Origin of the sequence: Micromonospora sp. NPDC000089 (genome assembly GCF_042899365.1) — a bacterium.
Taxonomy (GTDB): domain Bacteria; phylum Actinomycetota; class Actinomycetes; order Mycobacteriales; family Micromonosporaceae; genus Micromonospora.
In genome coordinates this window covers 127,917-145,156 of record NZ_JBIAZT010000013.1, presented here as the reverse complement: position 1 = coordinate 145,156, position 17,240 = coordinate 127,917, and the positions used below count along the sequence as shown (strand labels likewise).

Below are 17,240 nucleotides of genomic sequence, written 5' to 3'. Positions count from 1 at the left end.
GTTAGGAAAGGAAGCACCCGTTGAGCCGCGTTCTGGTGGTCGAGGACGAGGAGTCGTTCTCCGACGCCCTGTCGTACATGCTCCGCAAGGAGGGTTTCGAGGTTTCCGTCGCCGCGACGGGCACCTCCGCCCTGACCGAGTTCGATCGGACCGGCGCGGACATCGTGCTGCTCGACCTGATGCTTCCGGAGATGTCCGGCACCGAGGTCTGCCGGCAGCTGCGGCAGCGCTCGCAGGTGCCGATCATCATGGTCACCGCGCGGGACAGCGAGATCGACAAGGTGGTCGGCCTGGAGATCGGCGCCGACGACTACGTCACCAAGCCGTACTCGCCGCGTGAGCTGGTCGCCCGGATCCGGGCGGTGCTGCGCCGGCAGAGCCCGGAGGTCACCGAGTCCGGTGCCCCCACGCTGGCCGCCGGCCCGGTCCGGATGGACATCGAGCGGCACGTGGTGACCGTCGACGGCGGCGCCGTCCAGCTGCCGCTGAAGGAGTTCGAGCTGCTCGAGCTGCTGCTGCGCAACGCCGGTCGGGTGCTCACCCGGGGTCAGCTGATCGACCGGGTCTGGGGCGCCGACTACGTCGGTGACACCAAGACCCTCGACGTGCACGTCAAGCGGCTGCGCTCCAAGATCGAGCCGGAGCCGTCCGCGCCGCGGTTCATCGTCACCGTGCGGGGCTTGGGCTACAAGTTCGAGCCGTAGGCCGTAGGCCGGATCCGGCCGCGCGGCGGGGTCAGACCTCGCTGGCCGGGTGCGGGGCGATCTGGCCCTGACGCAGCCGGGCCGCGCACAGCTCGGCCAGCCTCGCGTACGCCGGTGCGCCGATCAGCGCGGTCAGCTCCGGCCCGTACGAGACGTACATCGGGTCGGCGCCGACGTGCGCGTCGGTGGACGAGGTGCACCACCAGTCCAGGTCGTGCCCGCCGGCGCCCCAGCCCCGCCGGTCGAACTCGCTCAGCGTGGAGACCAGCACCTTGGTGTTGTCCGGCCGCTTGGACCACTCCTGGTCCCGGCGGATCGGCAGCTGCCAGCAGACGTCCGGCTTGTACTCCAGCGGGTGTACCCCGTCGCGCAGCGCCTGGGCGTGCAGCGCGCAGCCGCCACCGGCGGGGAAGTCGGCGTCGTTGAGGAAGACGCACGGCGCCTCCGGCCCCTGGGTGGCGGTGCGCCGGGCCGGGTTCTTGCCGTCGATGGTGTCGGTCTCGGTCCAGTTCTTGAAGCCACGGCGGAAGTGCTGCCAGGTCTGCGGCGAGAGTCGCTTCACCGCGGCGCGGACCCGCTTCTCGTCGTCCGCGTCAGTGAAGAACGCGCCGTGCGAGCAGCAGCCGTCGGCGGCCCGGCCGGCGACGATGCCGTGGCAGCCCTTGCCGAAGATGCACGTCCAGCGGGACAGCAGCCAGGTCAGGTCGGCGCGGACCAGGTGCTTCTCGTCGGCCGGGTCGAGGAACTCGATCCACTCCCGGGGGAAGTCCAGCGCCACCTCCCGGCTGCGCGGGTCGTCCGGGTCGTCCACCAGCACGTGCAATTCCACCTGGCTCGTCACCGGACCAGCGTACGCGCGGTGACCTCCGCGGGCCGGCGAGCCGCGGAAACGAGTTGGCCATAGGGTCGGGGGATGCGACTGGGTGTCCTCGACGTCGGTTCCAACACGGTGCATCTCCTGGTGGTCGACGCCCACCACGGTGCCCACCCCTGGCCGGCGCACTCGGAGAAGGTGGTGCTCCGGCTGGCCGAGCAGATCGGGCCGGACGGCGCGCTCACCGACCAGGGCGCCGACGACCTGGTCAAGGCCGTCGGGATGGCCCGCTCGGCGGCCGCCGGGCTGGCCGCCGATGACCTGCTGGCCTTCGCCACCTCCGCGGTCCGCGACGCCACCAACGGCGCCGAGGTGCTGGCCCGGGTCCGCGACGAGACCGGCGTACGCCTGGAGGTGCTCTCCGGCGCGGACGAGGCGCGGATGACCTTCCTGGCGGTCCGGCGCTGGTTCGGTTGGTCGGCCGGGCGGCTGCTGGCGATGGACATCGGCGGTGGCTCGCTGGAGCTGGCCGCCGGCATCGACGAGGACCCGGACGTGGCGATCTCGCTGCCGCTGGGCGCCGGCCGGCTGAGCCGGGAGCGGCTCCGGGTGGACCCGGACGGTCTCGAGCCGCCCTCCGCCGGGGCGGTCGAGGAGCTGGGGGAGTACGTCGACGCCAAGCTGGAACCGGTGGTGGGGCGGCTCACCGAGGTGGGCTGGGAACGCCCGGTCGCCACCTCGAAGACCTTCCGTACCCTGGCCCGGCTGGCCGGCGCCGCGCCGTCCGGGGCCGGGTTGTGGGCCCGGCGCAGCCTCAGCCGGGCCGGCCTGCGGCAGGTGATCGGCTTCATCCGGCACATCCCGCCGGCCAAGCTGGTGGAGCTGGAGGGGGTCAGCGCGGGGCGGGCGCACCAGCTGCTCGCCGGGGCCGTGGTGGCCGAGGCGGTGATGCGCCGGCTGGACGTGCCGGCGGTGGACATCTGCCCCTGGGCGCTGCGCGAGGGGGTCATCCTGCGCCGGCTGGATCAGCTGGAGCCGATGTGACGCGCGCCGGCCGTTCTGGGTCTTTTGCGGATGCTCGTCCTGAACCTGCGCGGTGAACCCCGGTACCCTCGGGGGTGTGACTTCCCGCGTCCCGGTGCTCCTGTCCAGTTCCTCGGTCTTCCCTGAGCGGACCGCGGCGGCCTTCCAGCTGGCCGCGTCGCTCGGCTACGACGGGGTCGAGGTGATGGTGTGGACCGACGCGGTCAGCCAGGACGCCGGCGCGCTGCGCGGCCTCTCCGAGCACTACGGCGTCCCGGTGCTGTCGGTGCACGCGCCCTGCCTGCTGGTCACCCAGCGGGTGTGGAGCCCCGACCCGTGGGAGCGGCTGCGCAGGGCCGGCGAGCTGGCCGAGACGTTGGAGGCGCCGACCGTCGTGGTGCACCCGCCCTTCACCTGGCAGCGGGACTACGCGAAGAACTTCGCCGAGGGGCTGGACGAGGTCGCCGAGCGGTTCGCCGGGGTGCGCTTCGCGGTGGAGAACATGTACCCGGTGCGGATGGCCGGCCGGCAGTTCGTCCCGTACGTGCCGGGCTGGGATCCCACCGAGACCGGGTACGCCGCCTACACCCTCGACCTGTCGCACTGCGCCGCGTCGCACATCGACTCGCGGGAGATGGCCGACCGGATGGGCGCCAACCTGGCGCACGTGCACCTCGGCGACGGCACCGGCGAGGGGCGGGACGAGCACCTGGTGCCCGGGCGGGGCGGCCAGCCCTGCGCCGAGCTGCTCCGCTCGCTGGCCGGCCGCGGCTTCACCGGCTCGGTGGCGGTGGAGGTCACCACCCGGGGCGCGAAGAGCCGCGCGGTCCGCGAGGCCGACCTGCGGGAGTCGCTGGAGTTCGCCCGCGCCAACCTCACCGCCCCCTCCCCGATCGACGCCTGACCCGCGCCGGGGCGACGGGTCGGACGTCGAGGGGTGCTGGTCAGACGGCCGCGGTGAGGGTGTCGGCGGGGGTCGCGAGCTGCTCGCCGACGGCGGCGCGCTTGCGGGCCCGGTGCGCGGCCACGTGCGAGCGGGTGGCGCAGCGCTCCGAGCAGAACCGGCGGCAGCAGTTGGACGAGGTGTCCAGGTAGACGTTGCCGCACCGCTCGTCGGCGCAGACGCCGAACCGGGCGCTGCCGTACTCGCAGAGCCAGACCGACAGGCCCCAGACCGCGCCGGCCAGGTATTCCGCGCTGACCGAGGCGCCTCGGCTGGTCACGTGCATGTGCCAGTCGCTGGAGTCGTGCCCGGAGATTCGCGGCTGGACCGGGTAGGCCTCCAGCAGGGCGTTCAGCTCGGCGACGGCCTGGCCGTCGCGCCCCGAGGTGCCGTAGGAGAAGACGTCCCGGAGGCGCTTCTGCGCCCGCCGGAAGGTGACCAGGTCCCGCTCGGCGACCTCGTCGCGCATCCAGGCCTGCTCGTCGGGGAAGATCGCCCGCAGGTCGTCGAGGTCGTCCAGCCGGGCGTTGACGAGGTCGACGCCGGTCCGGGCGTACGCGTCGAAGTTCACGACACCAACGGTAGACGACTCCTCAGGCGCGTGGCGCGTCGATGTAGTGCGGCAGGAACCGCGCGTAGCCGTCCGTGATGAGGCTCTCGCTCTCGCGTACCCCCAGCCCGGCCGACTCGCCGTCGACGATCCAGCTGCCCAGCACCGTCCGGTTGCCGGCGAACGCGGGCAGCGCCCGGAACTCCTGGTAGCAGAAGCCCTCGTCGCCGTAGCTGCCCGGGTTGCTGATCTCGGTGTCGCCGGTGACGATCCGCACCGAGCCGCCCTCGCGGCCGAACAGCGGCTTGGCCACGTACTCCGGCATCCCGCGCGGCGAGTCCAGGTACGCCGGGAGCAGCAGCTCGTGGCCCGGGTGCAGCTCCCAGAGCACCGCCAGCAGCGCCTTGTTCGACAGCAGCAGCTTCCAGGCCGGCTCGATCCAGGTGGTCGGGGTGCCCGGTTCCAGCGCCGGCCGGCCGTACGGCTCGGCGAGCATCCACTCCCACGGGTAGAGCTTGAAGCAGGTGGTGATCGGCCGGTCCGCGGCGTCGACGAAGCGCCGGCCGTCCCAGCCCACCCGCTGGATCGGCATCAGCGTCGCGTCCAGCCCAGCCTGGCGGGCCGTCTCGGCCAGGTAGCCGGCGGTGATCTGGTCCTCGCCGGACTCCTCCTCGTTCGACCAGAGCACGTGCACCCGCGGGTCGTGCAGCCCGGCGCCGATCCTGGCCCAGGCGCCCACCAGCCGCTCGTGCAGGCTGTTCCACTGGTCCGCCGCCGGCCGGGTGTCCTCCAGCCAGTACCACTGGACGATGCTCGCCTCGACCAGTGCGGTCGGGGTGTCGGCGTTGTACTCCAGCAACTTCGGCGGCCAGCTGCCGTCGTACCAGAGGTCGAAGCGGCCGTAGAGGGTGGGCGGCGCCTCGCGCAGCGACCGGGCGACCGCCTCGGCCGCCCAGGCGGGGATGCCGAACTCGGCGTACCGGCCGCGGGCCACCACGTGCCGGGCCGCGGCCACCGACATCCGGTGCAGCTCCTCGGTCGCCTCCTCGAGCCGGAGCACCTCCTCGAGGTCGAAGGCGTAGGCCGCGGTCTCATCCCAGTACGACATGATCTCGCCGTCGGGCAGCTCGGTGTCGACGTACACCAGCCCCTGCTCGCGGATGGTGGCGTCCCAGCCCGGCCGCGGCCGGGCCGGCTCCCGGCGCACCTCAGCCGCCGCAGGAGGCGAGGTGGGTGCCGAAGCCGCCCCGGTCGGGCAGGGCGGCGGCCACGGGGGCAGGCTCGGCGCGCCCGGCGGTGGGGGCCGGCGCGAGCGCGGCCAGCGCGACCGTGCCGCCGCCGCCGACCGGACCGAGGGCGCAGTCGTCATCGTCGTCGTCGGAGGTCAGGTTGCAGCCGGAGAGGGCGAGCGCCAGGGCGGTGAGCGTGCCCAGCTGCACGGAGGCCGACCGGAGCCGGCGACGGGGGTGTCGTTCCACGGCACCGTTTGTAGCGGATCGCGGCCAACTCCGTCGCCCTGCCGGCGGTGCCCGTGATGCGGTTGGGACCGCTTCCGTGACCCCTGCGACGGACCCGGCCGCCGCCCGGCGGGGCGTCGGCGGCGGGCGTTACGCTCGGCTCATGCTCCGTTCCGTCATCCTCGCCGCGTCCCGGTCATCCCAGGTCGAGCGGCTCGTCTCGACGGCCCCGTACACCCGGGACGTCGTCCGCCGGTTCGTCGCCGGCGCCGGCACCGACGACGCGTTGCGCGCGACCCGCGAACTCGTCGCCGACGGCCTCAAGGTCACCCTCGACAACCTCGGCGAGGACACCGTCGCCCCGGAGCAGGCCACCGCCGTCCGGGACGAGTACCTCAAACTGCTGCGGCTGCTCTCCGCCGCCGGGCTGACCCCGGCGGCCGAGGTGAGCGTGAAGCTTTCCGCCCTCGGCCAGATGTTCGACGAGCAGCTGGCGTACGAGAACGCCCGGGCGATCTGCGCGGCGGCCGACGCGGCGGGCACCACGGTCACCCTGGACATGGAGGACCACACCACCACCGACTCGACCCTGGACGTGCTGGCCAAGCTCCGCAAGGATTTCCCGTCCACCGGCGCGGTGCTCCAGGCGTACCTGCGGCGGACCGAGTCGGACTGCCGCGAGCTGGCCACCGCCGGTTCCCGGGTGCGGCTGTGCAAGGGCGCGTACAAGGAGCCGGAGTCGGTGGCGTACCAGTCGGCCCGCGAGGTCGACAAGTCGTACGTGCGCTGCCTGAACGTGCTGATGGCCGGGGACGGCTACCCGATGCTGGCCACCCACGACCCGCGGCTGATCGCGATCGGGGAGGACCGGGCGCGCTGGTTCGACCGCGCCGCCGACCGCTTCGAGTTCCAGATGCTGTACGGCATCCGCCCCGAGGAGCAGGCCCGGCTGGTCGGCGCCGGCTTCACCGTGCGCACCTACCTGCCGTACGGCGAGGACTGGTACGGCTACCTGATGCGCCGGCTGGCCGAGCGCCCGGCCAACCTGATGTTCTTCGGCCGCGCCCTGGTGTCGAAGAAGTAGCCCTTGACACCGCCAGGCTAATGGCATTAGCTTTTGGGCTATGACAGTTAGCGAGCTGGCACGGGACGGCGGGGCCATCGCGTACGAGGTGCACGGCGAGGGCCCGCTGGTGGTCCTCTCCCACGGCATGGGGGAGAACCGGCGGGCCTTCCGGCACCTGATCCCGCTGCTGGTCGAGGCGGGCTACCGGGTGGCGTCGGTGGACGTGCGGGGGCACGGTGACTCCAGCCCGCGCTGGCCGTCGTACGCCCCGGCCGAGGTGGGGGCCGACCTGCTGGCGGTGGTCCGCACCCTCGGCGGGCCGGCCACCCTGGTCGGCAGCTCGTCCAGCGGGGCGGCGGTGGTGTTCGCCGCCGCCGACGCCCCCGAGCTGGTCAACGGCGTGGTGCAGATCGGCCCGTTCGTCAGCGGGCCGAAGCCGAACCCGCTGATCCGGGTCGCCCAGGCCGCCGTGCTGCGCAGCCCCCGGCTGTTCGGCATGTTCCACAAGACCCTCTTCCCCGCCGGGCGGCCGGCCGACGACGCGGCGTACCGCGCCGAGCTGGTGCGCGGGCTGCGCGGCCGGATGGACGCCGTACGCGGGGTGATCGAGCCGGTCGAGCCGCACTGGACGGCCCGGGCCCGGGACGTCCACCAGCCGGTGCTGGTGCTGATGGGCGCGAAGGACCCGGACTTCCCCGACCCGGGGGCCGAGGCGCGGGCCGCCCGCCGGCAGTTCGCCACCGCCGAGGCCCGGATGATCGACGACTCCGGCCACTATCCGCACGCCGACCGGCCGGCGGAGACCGCCGCCCAGCTGGTCGAGTTCCTGGCGGTGACCTCCCGTGCCTAGGGCCGGCCTCACCCCCGACGCCGTGGTCCGCGAGGCGGCCCGGCTGGCCGACGACGTCGGCCACGACAAGCTGACCCTGGCCGCGGTGGCCAGCCGGCTCGGCGTGGCGCTGCCCAGCCTCTACAAGCACGTCCGGGGCGCGGACGCGCTCCACCAGCGGCTCGCCGCGCTGGCCGTCGGCGAGCTGGCCGACGAGATGACCTCCGCGGCGGCCGGCCGGGCCGGGGTGGACGCGCTGCGCGCGGTCGCCGCCGCCTGGCGGGGATACGCCCGCCGGCACCCCGGCCGCTACCCGGCCGCCCAGCAGGTGCCCGACCCGACCGACCCGGTCCACGTGGCGGCCGGGCGGAAGGCCCTCGACGCGATCTACGCGATCCTGCGCGGGTACGGCCTCGACGGCGACGACGCCGTCGACGCGGCCCGGATCTTCCGCAGCGGGGTGCACGGGTTCGTGACGCTGGAGGCGACCGGCGGCTTCGGCATGCCCCGGCTGATCGACCGGTCCTTCGACCAGCTCGTCGCCGCCCTGGACATCGCCCTGCGGAACTGGCCCGAGCCGGGTGGATCGGCGACCACGCCGGCGGAGCCCGCCGGCACGCCCGGGAGCCCGCGATGAAGGGGGCACTGCTCACCCTCGCCTTCCTGCTGGAGCTGGCGATGCTCGCCGCGGCCGGCTGGTGGGGGTTCACCCTCGACGCCGGGTTCGCCGTCCGGCTGCTCGCCGGGCTCGGCGCGCCGTCGCTGATCGCCGTGGTCTGGGGCGTGTTCTGCTCGCCCCGGGCCCGGGTACGGCTCGCGCCCGCCGCCAAGCTGGCCGTCCAGGCCGGCTGCTTCCTGCTCGCCGGTGCGCTGCTCGCGCTGGCCGGTCACCCGCTGCTCGGGGTCGCGCTGGTGGTCGCCTGGGCCGCCGACCGCGCCGCCCTGACCCGGGGCGGCCACCCGGCCTGAACCCCCGGCCGGCCGCACCGAACGAGCCGGCCCGGCCGGCGCCCGACCGGGGCGGGCGCGCAGCCGGGTCGACCGGGCCGCCACGCGATCGGCGCCCGGCGACGCGCGGGTGGGTCTGGCCGGGATCGCCCGGTTGGTCGTACCCTTCGCCGGTGACCGACGTGGACGGACCGCGATCGCGCCCGCGCTGGCCGCGGTGGCTGGTGCTCGCGGCGGTCGTGGTGATGGTGGGCTGCGCGCTGCCGGCGGTGCTGGTGGCCGGCGTCGCCCTTCGGGCCGGTGACCTGGCGACGGTGACCGACGACCCCGGGCCGGACGGCCCGGCGGCGAACGGGCCGCCCGCCGGCGGGCTCGCCGGCCGGCTGGCCGCGCAGCTCGACCGGCAGGCCGCCGCCCTGCTCCGCGCGGACCGGGCCGGGTTCCTCGCCGTCGCCGACCGGTCCGCCCAGCCGACCCTCGCCCGCCGGTACGCCGCGCTGCGGGCGCTGCGGGTCACCGTCTGGCGGGCCGAGCTGGCCGGCCCGGCCACCCCGGTCGCCGGCCGGCCGGGGGAGTGGCGGCAGCCGGTCACCTTCCGCTACTGCCTGCTGGTGCCGGACTGCCCGACCAGCCCGGTGTCGGCCGGCACCCGCTGGCGGGTGACCGGTGACGCCGCGGTGCTGCTCGCCGTGGACGAGTCCCGCTCGGCCCGGACCGGCGCCCGACCGTGGGAGGTCAGCGACCTCGCGGTCGCCGTCGGGCCACGGACCATGGTGGCCACCACGCCGGCCCTGCGCGGCCGGCTGCCCGGGCTGCTGGCCGAGGCGGAGGCGGCCGCCCGGGTGGCCGACCGGTTCGCGCTGGCCGGCCCGCCGCCGGACCACTACCGGATCTTCTACGCCGGGCCGGCCGAGTGGCGTCGCTGGTACGGCGGCGGTCGCCCGAAGTGGACGGCCGGGTACGCGGTCACCGTCGGCGGCGGGCAGCACGAGGTGGTGCTGAATGCCGAGGCGCTGCCCCCGGCGGGCCCCGGCAGCCTGCTGCGGCACGAGCTGACCCACGCCGCCTCGCTGCCCGACCGGGGCTACTCGGTGCGCCAGACCTGGTGGCTGGTGGAGGGGCTGGCCGAGTACGCGGGCGCCGACGACGCGCCGGTGAACCGCTACGACGGGCTGGACGAGGTGCGGGCGCTGCTGCCCGGCTGGAACGGCCGGCTGGAGACGCTCGCCCCGACCGGCGCCGACCCGGCGGACCGGGCCGGTGCCGCGTACGGGGTCGGCTACCTGGCCGTCCGGCACCTGGTGGACCGGTACGGGCGGCAGCGGGTGCTGGACTTCTTCCGGGCGGTGGTGCACGAGCGCCGGCCGGTGCCGGAGGCCGCCGAGCAGGTCTTCGGCGACCCGTGGGGCCCGCTGCACGACGACTGCGTCCGGTACGTCCGCGCCGCCGCTCGGTGACATCGACGCGGCTCGTAGCATGGAGCGCGTGCGCCGCCCCCACTCGCCGCGGCTGCCGGTAGCGCCGCGGCCCCGCCTGCTCACCGCCCTGATCGCCGTCGCCGTCCTCACCGCCACCACCGCCGCGTCCTGCGGTGACCGGAAGTCACCGGTCGCCGCGGCCACCGTGGGCCGGGCGTCCGTCGCCGAGGTGATCGACGCCCCGGCCACCGTGACCGCCCGCGCCGCCGCCACGCTGACCGCCCCCGCCGACGGCACCCTGGCCAGCCTGCGGGTCGCGCCCGGCCAGCGGGTCCGCGCCGGTCAGGTGCTCGCCGTGGTCGCCTCGCCCACCGCGCAGCAGCGGCTCCGCCAGGCCCGCGACGCGCTGCGGGCCGCCGAGCGGGCCGGCCGGGGCGTCGGCGCCGGCGAGCTGACCGGCCGCCGGCGGGGCACCGACCAGGCCGCCGACGAGGCGTTCGACGCGGCTCGCACGGCCGCCGGCAGGATCGCCGACCCGACGGTACGGGACGCCCTGCTGGCCCAGGTCGGCACCGCCCAGCAGCAGTACGCCGCCGCCGCGCGCACCGCCGACCAGGCGGTCCGGTCGGTGCAGCGCGGGGTGGCCGGGCTGAACTCGGCCGTCGGCGCGCTGTCGGCCGCCCAACGCCTCCAGGCCCGGCAGGCGTACGACCTGGCCAGGGCGACCGTCGACGCGTTGACCCTGCGCGCCCCGATCGCCGGCGTGGTGCAGCCGGGCGGCACCCCGGCCGCGGGCGGGGCCGACCTGACCGGGCTGCTCGGCGCGGCCGGGGGGCAGTTGCCGGCGGGGATCGACCCGTCCGCGCTCGGGCCGACCCGCGCCGGCCCGCCTCCCGGGGTGGACGACGCGATCCCGGCCGGCGGCCGGGTCACCGCCGGCACCCCGGTGCTGACCATCGTGGACACCGGCGCGCTCGGCCTGCTCGCCGAGGTCGACGAGACCGACGTGCTGCTGGTCCGGTCCGGGCTGACCGGCACCGTCGAGCTGGACGCGGTCACCGGCGCGAGCTACCCCACCCGGGTCCGCTCGGTCGACGTGCTGCCGTCCAGCTCGGCCCGGGGCGGGGTGAGCTACCGGGTCCGGCTGACCCTGGGCGCCGGCACCCTGGGCGAGGGGGAGCGCGCCCCGACCCCCCGTCCGGGCATGAACGCGGTGGTGCACCTGCGGGTCCGGGAGGCGGCCGACGCGGTCACCGTGCCCGCCTCCGCGGTCTTCTCCGCCGACGGCCGGGACTCGGTCTGGGTGGTCCGGGACGGCAAGGCCGACCGGGCGGCGGTGACCGTCGGCGTCCAGGGGGCCGACGCCGTCCAGATCCTCGACGGGGTACGCGCCGGTGACCGGGTGGTGGTGCGCGGCGCCGACCAGGTGCGCGCCGGTCAGGAGGTCCGGTGACCGGGCCGGCCGGTCCGGCGGCGATCGAGGCGGTCGACGTGTCCCGGACGTACCAGCTGGACGGGGTGTCGGTGGCCGCGCTGCGCGGGGTGTCGCTGACCGTCCGGGCCGGTGAGCACGTGGCGCTGGTCGGGCCGTCCGGCTCCGGCAAGTCCACCCTGATGCACCTGCTCGGCGGGCTGGACCGGCCGACCGGCGGCCGGCTGGTGATCGGCGGCCGGGACGTCGCCCGGCTCACCCCGCCGGAGCTGGCCACCCTGCGCAACGAGACCATCGGCTTCGTCTTCCAGGCGTTCCACCTGCTGCCGCGCACGTCGGCGGTGGAGAACGTGGCGCTGCCGCTGGTCTACCGCGGGGTGGGCGCCCGGCAGCGCCGGGAGCGGGCCGCGGCGATGCTGGGCCGGGTGGGCCTGGGGCACCGGCTGGGCCACCGGCCGAACCAGATGTCCGGCGGCGAGCAGCAGCGGGTGGCGATCGCCCGAGCGCTGGTCACCGACCCGACCGTGCTGCTCGCCGACGAGCCGACCGGCAACCTGGACAGCGCCACCGGCGAGGCGGTGCTGGCCCTGCTGGAGCGGCTGAACGCCGAGTCCGGGGTGGCGCTGGTGATGGTCACCCACGACACCGGGGTGGCCGCCCGGGCCGGGCGCCGGATCACCATGCGCGACGGGGTGGTGGTCGCCGACAGCGCGGCCGACCTCCCGCCGGACGCGGACCGGCCGCCGGGCGGCGCGGACCTGGCCGGGCCGGCGGGCGGCACGGACGGGGACCGGCCGGCGGGCGGGGGTGACCGGTGAGGGTGGCCGAGGCGTGGCGGGTGGCGCTGGACGCGCTGCGGGCGAACCGGATGCGCAGCGGGCTGACCATGCTCGGCGTGATCATCGGGGTGGCCTCGGTGGTGCTGCTGGTGGCCATCGGCACCGGCACCAAGCAGCAGGTCGAGCGGCAGGTCGAGGGGCTCGGGTCCAACCTCCTGCTGGTCGTACCCGGGAAGATCGAGGTGGGCACCGCGCCGGTGGTGTCGCCGCTGACCCTGCGCGACGTGGACGCGGTGTCCCGGGTGGTCGGCGACCCCTCCCGGGTCGCCGTCACGGTGGCGTCCGGGGCGACCGCGCGGGCCGGCAACCGGTCCGACTTCACCACCGTGCAGGGGGTGCTGGAGACCACCCCGGCGGTCTTCACCCGCTCGCTGGCCCGGGGCCGCTACCTGACCGGCGCGGACGTGGACACCAGCCGGCGGGTCGCGGTGCTCGGCGCGTCGGTGGCCCGCGCCCTCTTCCCCGACCGGGACCCACTCGGCCAGCAGGTCTCGCTGGCCGGCGTCCGGTTCCGGGTGATCGGGGTGTTCGCGCCGCTGGGACAGAGCCTCGGGGTGGACCGGGACCAGGAGGTGCACGTGCCGGTCACCGCCGCCCAGCGGCTGTGGGGCACCCAGCGGGTGGACGGCATCGCGGTGAAGGCGCCCGACCGGGAGCGGATCGGCGAGCTGGGCGACCGGATCGTCGCCGAGCTGGGCCGCCGGCATCCGGACACCGAGTTCAGCGCGGTCACCCAGGAGCAGATCCTCGGCGTGCTCGGCGACATCCTCGGCGTGCTCACCGGCGTGCTGGCCGCCATCGCCGGGATCTCCCTGCTGGTCGGCGGGGTCGGCGTCTCCAACATCATGCTGGTCTCGGTGCGCGAGCGGACCCGGGAGATCGGCCTGCGCAAGGCGGTCGGCGCCCGGCCCCGGGACATCGGCGTGCAGTTCCTGCTGGAGGCGGTGCTGCTCACCGCGATCGGCGGGCTGGCCGGGATGGCCCTCGGGGTGGGCGCCGCGCTGCTGGTGGACGCGTTCTCCCCGATCCCGGCGGCGATCACCTGGTGGTCGCTGGCGCTCGCCTTCGGGGTGTCGGCGGCGGTCGGCATCGTGTTCGGCGTGGTGCCCGCGCAGCGGGCCGGCCGGCTCGACCCGGTGGTCGCCCTGCGCGCCGAGTGACGCCCGTCGTCGAGGCCCTGTCGCGTGGTCCCGGCAATGGGACGGCCGGCGCGGGCGGGCATGAAACGCCTGGTCACCACCGGGTGAACGGCCCGTCGGGGAGGATCGAGTTGCCCGAAGGGATCGCGCCGGTCACAGCCGCCCCGCTACCGTACTGGTAACACGCGCGTTGCCGCCCCGGACGCACTCTCCGGCGCCCGGCACGCGCCGGGCATGGGATGGGCGGTGAGCCATGGCCGGGTCGCAGTCCGACGGGCGACTGTCTGATGTCAGGTTCCTGACCGTCGCCGAGGTGGCAGCGGTCATGCGGGTGTCGAAGATGACGGTCTACCGCCTGGTGCACAGCGGGGAGCTCACCGCCGTCCGGGTCGGCCGGTCGTTCCGGGTGCCCGAGCACGCGGTGCACGACTACCTGCGCGGCGCCTTCCAGGAGACCGCCTGACGGTCGTCGAGGCCCGCCGACCACGCACCGGGCGGGCCCCGACGGGGGCGCGTTGGTCCTGTTGACGCTCTCCGGCTACCCTGGAGCGGTCCGTGATCGCTCGTAGGTGTGCCCCCACACCACCAGGCTGGTCCGGGCCGTTGTCCGCAAGCGGTCACCGGCGCCACCTCAGTGGCGCCGCCCGTCCGCCCCGCACGTTCCATTGAAAGGCTGTCGTATGGGCTCGGTGGTCAAGAAGCGCCGCAAGCGCATGGCTAAGAAGAAGCACCGCAAGCTGCTGCGCAAGACCCGCGTCCAGCGTCGCCGTCTCGGCAAGTGATCCGGTGCCGGGCCAGCGCCCGGCACCGGCACCACCTGCCAACTGTCGACCCTCGGAGGCTCAGGTGATCAGGCCGCGGATGTTCCGGCTCGATCCCGTCTGCCGGTCAGGGCGTACGCGATGACCCTCGGTGGCACCCCAGGTGCCCCGGGGGTCGTCGTCGTCACCGGGGTCGGCCGTTACCTCGGTGCGCACGTCGCCGCCCGGCTCGCCGCCGACCCGCGGATCGAGCGGGTGATCGGGGTGGACCCGGCGACCCCCGGCCCCGAGGTGACCGACCTGCTCGACCGGGTGGAGCGGGTCCGGCTCGACCTGGGCTCGCTCGGTGGCCTGCTCGCCGACCTGGACGTCGACGCGGTGGTGCACCTCGCCCTGGTCAGCGCCCCCGACGCGCAGCACGGCGGGCGGGCGGCGATGAAGGACCAGAACGTGATCGGCAGCATGCAGCTGCTCGCCGCCTGCCAGCGCGCGCCGCGGCTGCGCAAGCTGGTGGTGCGCTCGTCCACCGCCGCGTACGGCGCGTCGTTCCGCGACCCGGCCGTGTTCACCGAGGAGACCGAGCCGCGCGAGGTGCCGCGCGGCGGGTTCGGCCGGGACATCCTCGACCTGGAGGGGTACGTCCGCGGCTTCCGCCGCCGCCGTCCCGACGTGACCGCGACGGTGCTGCGCTTCGCCCCGTTCATCGGCTACACCGCCGACACCACGCTGACCCGCTACTTCTCCCAGCCGGTGGTGCCCACCGTCTTCGGGCGTGACCCTCGGCTGCAGTTCGTGCACTTCGACGACGCGCTGGAGGTGCTGCACCGCAGCATCGTCGAGGACCACCCGGGGACGTACAACGTCGCCGGGCCCGGGGTGCTGTCGCTGTCCCAGGCGATCCGCCGGGCCGGCCGAGTGGCCCTGCCGGTGCTGGAGCCGGGGCTGTCCGGGGCCGCGTCGATCGCCCGCAACCTGGGCTTCGGCCGCTACGGCCTCGACCAGGTCGACCTCTTCGTGCACGGCCGGGTGGTCGACACCAGCCGGCTGGAGCGGGAGTACGGCTTCACCCCGCGCTCGACCGCCGCCGCGTTCGACGACTTCATCCGGGCCCACCACGGCGGCTCGGTGCTCGACCGGGAGCAGTTGGCCGCGGCGGAGCAGTTGGTGCTGGACGGCATCCGGCAGGTCCGCTCCGCCGTACGGGAGCGCTCGTGAGCGCCGCCGACGAGCGGCGCGACGGCGCCGACGGCCGGTACGACGTACCGCTGACCGTGCCCGCCCCGGACGCGGCGCCGGCGCGGCGCAACGGGCACCGGCCCACGTCGCCGGCCGCCGCCCCCGATCCGCTGGCCGTTGAGCCGGACGAGCCGGATCTGTCCACCGACGAGCCCGGCGTGCCCGGCCTGCCGGTCGACGCGCCGGGCCTGTCCACCGACGATCCCGACCTGCCGGTCGACCAGCCGGACCTGGACGCGCCGGACGAGCCGGGCCTGGACGGGCCGGCGGTGCCGGACCGACCTGGCGACCACTGGGACCGCAAGGTCGCGTCCGGGCTGGCGTTCCTGCGCCGCCGGCTGTCCGGCGACTACGAGGTGGACGAGTTCGGCTTCGACCCGGACCTCACCGGCTCGGTCTTCCACCCGCTGCTGCGGGTGCTCTACCGGGACTGGTTCCGCACCGAGGTGACCGGCCTGGAGCACGTGCCCGCCGACGGTGCCGGGCTGGTGGTGGGCAACCACTCCGGCACGGTCGCGCTGGACGCGCTGGTGCTCTCGGCCGCCCTGCACGACCAGCACCCGCAGCGGCGCTACCTGCGGTTGCTCGGCGCCGACCTGGTGTTCCGGATGCCGGTGGTCAGCGAGCTCGCCCGCAAGACCGGCGGCACGGTGGCCTGCAACCCGGACGCGGAACGGCTGCTCGGCAACGGCGAGCTGGTCGGCGTGTTCCCGGAGGGCTTCAAGGGCGTCGGCAAGCTCTACGCCGACCGCTACAAGCTGCAGCGCTTCGGCCGGGGCGGGTTCGTCTCGGCGGCGCTGCGCACCGGGACGCCGATCGTGCCGGTCGCCATCGTCGGCGGCGAGGAGATCTACCCGATGCTCGCCGACATCAAGCCGCTGGCCCGGCTGCTCAAGCTGCCGTACTTCCCGATCACGCCGACGTTCCCGTGGCTGGGGCCGCTGGGCATGGTGCCGCTGCCGAGCAAGTGGCTGATCGAGTTCTGCCCGCCGATCCCGACCGCGCACCTGACCGACTCCGCGGACGACCCGCTGGTGGTGTTCAACCTGGCCGACCAGGTCCGGGAGACCATCCAGCAGACGCTGCACCAGCTGCTGGAACGCCGTCCCGACCCGTTCGGCCCCTGACCGACCCGCCGGCGGGTCGGCGTGGCTACGGCTGGCGGCGGCGGTGCGCGGCGAGCCCGGCGGTGACCGCCCCGGCCAGCAGCCCGGCCGCGGCCGTCGACGGTACGGCGATCCGGGCCGCCCGCCGCCCGGTGCGGAAGTCGCGCACCTCCCAGCCCCGCTCACGGGCCCGGCGCAACAGCGTGCCGTCCGGGTTGATCGCCACCGCCCGGCCGACCGCGGAGAGCATCGGCAGGTCGTTGGCCGAGTCGCTGTAGGCCGCGCAGCGGGACAGCTCCAGCCCCTCCAGCGCGGCGAGCTGGGTGACCGCCTCGGCCTTCGCCGGCCCGTGCATCAGGTCACCCACCAACCGCCCGGTGTACGCGCCGTCGACCACCTCGGCCACCGTGCCGACCGCCCCGGTCAGCCCCAGCCGGCTGGCGATCACCCGGCCGATCTCCACCGGCGCGGCGCTGACCAGCCAGACCCGCTCGCCCGCGTCGAGGTGTCGCTGGGCGAGCCGACGGGTGCCGGCCCAGATCCGCGGGGCCATCAGCTCGTCGAAGATCTCCTCGGCGAGCCGCTCCATCTCGTCCACCCGCCAGCCCCGGATGAAGGTCAGCGCGGCCTCCTTGGCCTGCGACATGTCGCCGGCGTGCTCGGTGGCCAGCAGCCGGAAGCGGGCCTGCTGCCAGGCGAACCGGGCCAGGTCACCGGTGGTGAAGTGGTTGCGGGCGGCCAGCCCCCGGGCGAACCAGTAGATCGAGGCGCCCTGCATCATCGTGTTGTCCACGTCGAAGAACGCAGCCGCGCTGCGGTCCGGCTCGGCCGGCACGGCGGGCGGCTCGGCGTCGGCCCAGCCCGCGGTGTGCCCGTGGACGTCGGTGCTGACGGTGACCTTGCGGGCCATGGCACCTCCCTCCGTACGGTCAGCGGCGTTCCCCGCACCCGAGCCTAGCCGGGGCGCGGGACGCC

The 17,240-nt window shown here is 75.3% G+C and carries 20 protein-coding genes; 15 read left to right on the top strand and 5 right to left on the bottom strand.

The annotated features are described in order from the left end of the window. The first annotated feature begins 20 nt into the window (after positions 1 to 20). On the top strand, positions 21 to 704 hold the full coding sequence (locus ACFY3U_RS22320) for a response regulator (protein ID WP_387204836.1): 684 nt from the start codon (positions 21 to 23) through the stop codon (positions 702 to 704). 31 nt (positions 705 to 735) lie between these two features. Here the strand turns inward: ACFY3U_RS22320 and ACFY3U_RS22315 are convergent, their stop codons facing one another. Next, the gene (locus ACFY3U_RS22315) at positions 736 to 1,545 is read right to left on the bottom strand and encodes a hypothetical protein (RefSeq protein WP_387204833.1); all 810 of its coding nucleotides are present in this window, start codon (positions 1,543 to 1,545) and stop codon (positions 736 to 738) included. Positions 1,546 to 1,617: 72 nt separating this feature from the next. Here ACFY3U_RS22315 and ACFY3U_RS22310 point away from each other — a divergent pair, with 72 nt between their 5' ends. Both ACFY3U_RS22310 and ACFY3U_RS22305 read left to right on the top strand, forming a co-directional pair. Beyond that, positions 1,618 to 2,562, top strand: coding sequence for a Ppx/GppA phosphatase family protein (locus ACFY3U_RS22310; RefSeq protein ID WP_387204830.1), 945 nt, complete (start codon positions 1,618 to 1,620; stop codon positions 2,560 to 2,562). 76 nt (positions 2,563 to 2,638) lie between these two features. Continuing rightward, positions 2,639 to 3,445: a sugar phosphate isomerase/epimerase family protein gene (locus ACFY3U_RS22305; RefSeq protein ID WP_387204827.1), complete on the top strand. Its 807-nt coding sequence runs from the start codon at positions 2,639 to 2,641 to the stop codon at positions 3,443 to 3,445. Positions 3,446 to 3,485: 40 nt separating this feature from the next. Here the strand turns inward: ACFY3U_RS22305 and ACFY3U_RS22300 are convergent, their stop codons facing one another. Genes ACFY3U_RS22300 through ACFY3U_RS22290 form a run of 3 tightly spaced genes read right to left on the bottom strand, consistent with a single transcriptional unit; the run spans position 3,486 to position 5,512 of the window. Next, positions 3,486 to 4,055: a CGNR zinc finger domain-containing protein gene (locus tag ACFY3U_RS22300; protein ID WP_387204824.1), complete on the bottom strand. Its 570-nt coding sequence runs from the start codon at positions 4,053 to 4,055 to the stop codon at positions 3,486 to 3,488. Positions 4,056 to 4,077: 22 nt separating this feature from the next. Continuing rightward, positions 4,078 to 5,241 carry a glutathionylspermidine synthase family protein gene (locus ACFY3U_RS22295; protein WP_387204821.1) on the bottom strand — a complete coding sequence of 388 codons (1,164 nt, stop codon included), beginning with the start codon at positions 5,239 to 5,241 and terminating at the stop codon, positions 4,078 to 4,080. Position 5,242: 1 nt separating this feature from the next. Beyond that, on the bottom strand, positions 5,243 to 5,512 hold the full coding sequence (locus ACFY3U_RS22290; RefSeq protein WP_387204818.1) for a hypothetical protein: 270 nt from the start codon (positions 5,510 to 5,512) through the stop codon (positions 5,243 to 5,245). Positions 5,513 to 5,654: 142 nt separating this feature from the next. Here ACFY3U_RS22290 and ACFY3U_RS22285 point away from each other — a divergent pair, with 142 nt between their 5' ends. From ACFY3U_RS22285 to ACFY3U_RS22230, 12 genes are all read left to right on the top strand, one after another. Next, positions 5,655 to 6,575 carry a proline dehydrogenase family protein gene (locus ACFY3U_RS22285; protein ID WP_387204815.1) on the top strand — a complete coding sequence of 307 codons (921 nt, stop codon included), beginning with the start codon at positions 5,655 to 5,657 and terminating at the stop codon, positions 6,573 to 6,575. Positions 6,576 to 6,615: 40 nt separating this feature from the next. After that, positions 6,616 to 7,407, top strand: a complete 792-nt coding sequence (locus ACFY3U_RS22280; protein ID WP_387204812.1) for an alpha/beta fold hydrolase — start codon at positions 6,616 to 6,618, stop codon at positions 7,405 to 7,407. Continuing rightward, on the top strand, positions 7,400 to 8,023 hold the full coding sequence (locus ACFY3U_RS22275) for a TetR/AcrR family transcriptional regulator (protein ID WP_387204809.1): 624 nt from the start codon (positions 7,400 to 7,402) through the stop codon (positions 8,021 to 8,023). Before ACFY3U_RS22280 ends, ACFY3U_RS22275 begins: the two co-directional genes overlap by 8 nt. Beyond that, positions 8,020 to 8,355 carry a YrdB family protein gene (locus ACFY3U_RS22270; RefSeq protein WP_387204806.1) on the top strand — a complete coding sequence of 112 codons (336 nt, stop codon included), beginning with the start codon at positions 8,020 to 8,022 and terminating at the stop codon, positions 8,353 to 8,355. Before ACFY3U_RS22275 ends, ACFY3U_RS22270 begins: the two co-directional genes overlap by 4 nt. Before the next feature lie 152 nt (positions 8,356 to 8,507). After that, complete coding sequence (locus ACFY3U_RS22265; RefSeq protein ID WP_387204803.1) at positions 8,508 to 9,791, top strand: hypothetical protein; 1,284 nt, start codon at positions 8,508 to 8,510, stop codon at positions 9,789 to 9,791. A gap of 19 nt (positions 9,792 to 9,810) precedes the next feature. Further along, on the top strand, positions 9,811 to 11,205 hold the full coding sequence (locus ACFY3U_RS22260) for an efflux RND transporter periplasmic adaptor subunit (protein ID WP_387204800.1): 1,395 nt from the start codon (positions 9,811 to 9,813) through the stop codon (positions 11,203 to 11,205). After that, positions 11,202 to 12,002 (top strand): ABC transporter ATP-binding protein, encoded by an 801-nt coding sequence (locus tag ACFY3U_RS22255; protein ID WP_387204797.1) that lies wholly within the window; start codon positions 11,202 to 11,204, stop codon positions 12,000 to 12,002. Before ACFY3U_RS22260 ends, ACFY3U_RS22255 begins: the two co-directional genes overlap by 4 nt. Then, positions 11,999 to 13,183 (top strand): ABC transporter permease, encoded by a 1,185-nt coding sequence (locus tag ACFY3U_RS22250; protein WP_387204794.1) that lies wholly within the window; start codon positions 11,999 to 12,001, stop codon positions 13,181 to 13,183. Before ACFY3U_RS22255 ends, ACFY3U_RS22250 begins: the two co-directional genes overlap by 4 nt. Before the next feature lie 232 nt (positions 13,184 to 13,415). Further along, on the top strand, positions 13,416 to 13,625 hold the full coding sequence (locus tag ACFY3U_RS22245; RefSeq protein WP_387204791.1) for a helix-turn-helix domain-containing protein: 210 nt from the start codon (positions 13,416 to 13,418) through the stop codon (positions 13,623 to 13,625). Between the two features lie 217 nt (positions 13,626 to 13,842). Then, entirely contained in the window at positions 13,843 to 13,944 is a 102-nt protein-coding gene (locus ACFY3U_RS22240) for a 30S ribosomal protein bS22 (protein ID WP_007465623.1), read from the top strand. Between the two features lie 120 nt (positions 13,945 to 14,064). Then, positions 14,065 to 15,138 carry an NAD-dependent epimerase/dehydratase family protein gene (locus tag ACFY3U_RS22235; RefSeq protein WP_387204788.1) on the top strand — a complete coding sequence of 358 codons (1,074 nt, stop codon included), beginning with the start codon at positions 14,065 to 14,067 and terminating at the stop codon, positions 15,136 to 15,138. A 275-nt stretch (positions 15,139 to 15,413) separates the two neighbouring features. After that, positions 15,414 to 16,286: a lysophospholipid acyltransferase family protein gene (locus tag ACFY3U_RS22230; protein WP_387204871.1), complete on the top strand. Its 873-nt coding sequence runs from the start codon at positions 15,414 to 15,416 to the stop codon at positions 16,284 to 16,286. Between the two features lie 25 nt (positions 16,287 to 16,311). On the opposite strand, the gene ACFY3U_RS22225 is transcribed toward ACFY3U_RS22230, so the two are convergent. After that, positions 16,312 to 17,175, bottom strand: coding sequence for an HAD family hydrolase (locus ACFY3U_RS22225; protein WP_387204785.1), 864 nt, complete (start codon positions 17,173 to 17,175; stop codon positions 16,312 to 16,314). Positions 17,176 to 17,240: the final 65 nt, after the last annotated feature.

What these genes read in the sequence shown, in the direction of transcription:
- ACFY3U_RS22310 (WP_387204830.1), top strand. Translation starts at nt 1,618, where the DNA reads ATGCGACTGGGTGTCCTCGACGTCGGTTCCAACACGGTGCATCTCCTG.
- ACFY3U_RS22285 (WP_387204815.1), top strand. Translation starts at nt 5,655, where the DNA reads ATGCTCCGTTCCGTCATCCTCGCCGCGTCCCGGTCATCCCAGGTCGAG.
- ACFY3U_RS22280 (WP_387204812.1), top strand. Translation starts at nt 6,616, where the DNA reads ATGACAGTTAGCGAGCTGGCACGGGACGGCGGGGCCATCGCGTACGAG.
- ACFY3U_RS22270 (WP_387204806.1), top strand. Translation starts at nt 8,020, where the DNA reads ATGAAGGGGGCACTGCTCACCCTCGCCTTCCTGCTGGAGCTGGCGATG.
- ACFY3U_RS22260 (WP_387204800.1), top strand. Translation starts at nt 9,811, where the DNA reads ATGGAGCGCGTGCGCCGCCCCCACTCGCCGCGGCTGCCGGTAGCGCCG.
- ACFY3U_RS22245 (WP_387204791.1), top strand. Translation starts at nt 13,416, where the DNA reads ATGGCCGGGTCGCAGTCCGACGGGCGACTGTCTGATGTCAGGTTCCTG.
- ACFY3U_RS22240 (WP_007465623.1), top strand. Translation starts at nt 13,843, where the DNA reads ATGGGCTCGGTGGTCAAGAAGCGCCGCAAGCGCATGGCTAAGAAGAAG.
- ACFY3U_RS22235 (WP_387204788.1), top strand. Translation starts at nt 14,065, where the DNA reads ATGACCCTCGGTGGCACCCCAGGTGCCCCGGGGGTCGTCGTCGTCACC.
- ACFY3U_RS22225 (WP_387204785.1), bottom strand. Translation starts at nt 17,175, where the DNA reads ATGGCCCGCAAGGTCACCGTCAGCACCGACGTCCACGGGCACACCGCG.